Source organism: Microbacterium sp. ISL-103 (assembly GCF_018613995.1).
GTDB lineage: Bacteria > Actinomycetota > Actinomycetes > Actinomycetales > Microbacteriaceae > Microbacterium.
In genome coordinates this window covers 1-1,359 of the sequence record NZ_JAGGPD010000404.1, presented here as the reverse complement: position 1 = coordinate 1,359, position 1,359 = coordinate 1, and the positions used below count along the sequence as shown (strand labels likewise).

The following is a 1,359-nucleotide window of genomic DNA, read 5'->3' as shown; positions in this document are numbered from 1 at the left end:
CGTCGGCGATGTACGTCGGCCCCGCAGGCGTGGCCGACGGAGTCGGCGTTGCTTGGACCTCGGTCGACGACGGCGAGGGTTCCGGCGTCGCGATCGGACCGCACGCCGTCAGCAGAAGCAGGAGCGTCGCTGCGCCGCCCCAGGTCGCCGCACGCGATGCGGAGGAGTTCGGTCGAAGCACAGACCGAGTCTACGGGCGCTCCTCCGCTCGCGTACGAGGCGATCGGCATGTATGTGCGGTGCAGGGAGGCGACGATGTCAGTACGTCGCTGCAGAGACCTTCGATGTGTGCACGGGCTGGGCCGACTCCGACGGATCAGAGCCGTCGTCCGACGCATCGATGTCGCCATCCGACGCGTCGACGTCGATCTCCGCCCACGGAGTGCGGATCTGCGGGCCGCCATCGCCCTCCGAGTCCGTGCTCTCGCCATCCGCCGGCACGGTGGATCCGTTGTTCCTGTGCTGCTCCGCACCCGCGGTGCGCGGACTGCGCCGATACGCGGTCGTGCCCCAGCGCAGGTCGTGACCGATCGCATCGGCGTCGATGTCGACGCTGGTCCCCTGCTTGCCGTTGTTCTCCCATGCGCGGATCTTCATCCGGCCCGTGACGATCACGCTGTCGCCCGATCGCAACGAGGTCTTGGCGTGTTCGCCGAGCTGGCGGAACGCCGCGACCGAGTACCAGTTCGTCGCGACGTCGACCCATGTCTGCGTCGCCTCGTCGAACCTGCGATGGGTGCTGGCGAGTCGGAAGTTGGTCACGGGGATGCCGCTCGATGTCCGCCCCTGCGTCGGATCGGTCGCGACGTTTCCGACGATGGTCACTGTGTCGTGCATGTGTCTCTCCTCTGAGTCCCGGAACGCACGTCCGGTTGGATCCAGACTGCGCTCTCTCAACGGGTGAGAAGAGGCCCGAACCCGGGAGAAGTGAAGAACCTGGAGCACCAGGGCTGCGGTGCAGAAGAGGTGCGACCTAGCGCATGTCCGCGGCGGAACGCAATGTCGGTGGTCGGTCATACGTTCGAACCACGAAAGGAGTTCCGATGTCCGACACCCTGATCACGTCACCGCCCGAGGTTCCCTACGCGACGCCCCGACTGTCGTCCTCGAAAGAGCACCTCGTCCGCGCTTCCGCCCACCTCTGGCGGGTGCAGTCCCCGTCAGGGCGGGTACTGGGTCATCTGAGGCTGATCCCGGATCCGCTCGGGCTGCGCTACCGAGCAGAGCGGCTCCACCTCGGCTCTGGGTCCTTCCGACTGGTCGGAGACTTCTGGAGGGCCGACGACGCGGTCGCCGCACTGCGGAACGGTTGACCGCCGTGTCTTCCCGCTGATGGTGCCCCCGGCAGGATTCGAACCT

General features: G+C 67.1%; 2 protein-coding genes and 1 pseudogene. 1 reads left to right on the top strand and 2 read right to left on the bottom strand.

The window, feature by feature from the left end; genetic code table 11:
- Both J7E68_RS14525 and J7E68_RS14520 read right to left on the bottom strand, forming a co-directional pair.
- Positions 1–181 (bottom strand): annotated as a pseudogene (locus tag J7E68_RS14525) (hypothetical protein); the annotation flags it as partial.
- 77 nt (positions 182–258) lie between these two features.
- On the bottom strand, positions 259–837 hold the full coding sequence (locus J7E68_RS14520) for a single-stranded DNA-binding protein (RefSeq protein WP_215173722.1): 579 nt from the start codon (positions 835–837) through the stop codon (positions 259–261).
- 206 nt (positions 838–1,043) lie between these two features.
- Here J7E68_RS14520 and J7E68_RS14515 point away from each other — a divergent pair, with 206 nt between their 5' ends.
- Complete coding sequence (locus J7E68_RS14515) at positions 1,044–1,313, top strand: hypothetical protein (RefSeq protein ID WP_215173720.1); 270 nt, start codon at positions 1,044–1,046, stop codon at positions 1,311–1,313.
- The last annotated feature ends 46 nt before the right edge of the window (positions 1,314–1,359 follow it).

What these genes read in the sequence shown, in the direction of transcription:
- J7E68_RS14515 (WP_215173720.1), top strand. Translation starts at nt 1,044, where the DNA reads ATGTCCGACACCCTGATCACGTCACCGCCCGAGGTTCCCTACGCGACG.
- J7E68_RS14520 (WP_215173722.1), bottom strand. Translation starts at nt 837, where the DNA reads ATGCACGACACAGTGACCATCGTCGGAAACGTCGCGACCGATCCGACG.